We start from the raw sequence: 520 nt of genomic DNA on the forward strand, positions 1-520 counted from the left end.
AGGGCATAAGGTGTTGTGGTATTATGGGGGGTGGTTTTTCAAGAAAGTGTGGGCGCGTTCTGGATAGTGCTGTAAGATGTAAGGGGTATTCAGAGGAACAGCGATAGTGATAGGTTTGCTGGTCAAACCACAGTTTCTGTTTTGTCTTTAAAATCACCGGAACGTTGTTTGGAAATATTCATAATCACGCTTGGGCGTTTTACTGTATTGTGGGCGTTGTCCGCGGGTTTGTTTCTGTGGGAGCCGGGAGTAAAGCTGTTACGTGGGAATTATTCTTGCAGGCGGTGGGATTTTGCTGCTTTTTCGCTATTGCTCTTGCGTTTTCTTATGCGGAAGCAAGGCGATTCGATATTGCAGAGGTCATTGTGGCTTTTGAATTTTGTGGTGTCTTGCTGCATTTTTTGACTTATCTTTTGTTTTGTTTATGAGGAAGCAAAGCATCTTGGGTTTGCTTATATAGAGATGCAAAGCGTTTTGATATGATTTGGCTTTGGCTCTCAAGAGGAGAGTCTTTTTCGTC

Annotated in this window: 1 protein-coding gene; it reads left to right on the forward strand. The window is 43.3% G+C overall.

Going from position 1 to position 520, the window contains the following annotated elements; genetic code table 11:
- The first annotated feature begins 209 nt into the window (after positions 1 to 209).
- On the forward strand, positions 210 to 428 hold the full coding sequence (locus ACFINZ_RS12155; protein ID WP_375701662.1) for a hypothetical protein: 219 nt from the start codon (positions 210 to 212) through the stop codon (positions 426 to 428).
- Positions 429 to 520: the final 92 nt, after the last annotated feature.

Origin of the sequence: Bartonella sp. AA81SXKL (genome assembly GCF_042196945.1) — a bacterium.
In the GTDB taxonomy this organism is placed as follows: Bacteria; Pseudomonadota; Alphaproteobacteria; order Rhizobiales; family Rhizobiaceae; genus Bartonella.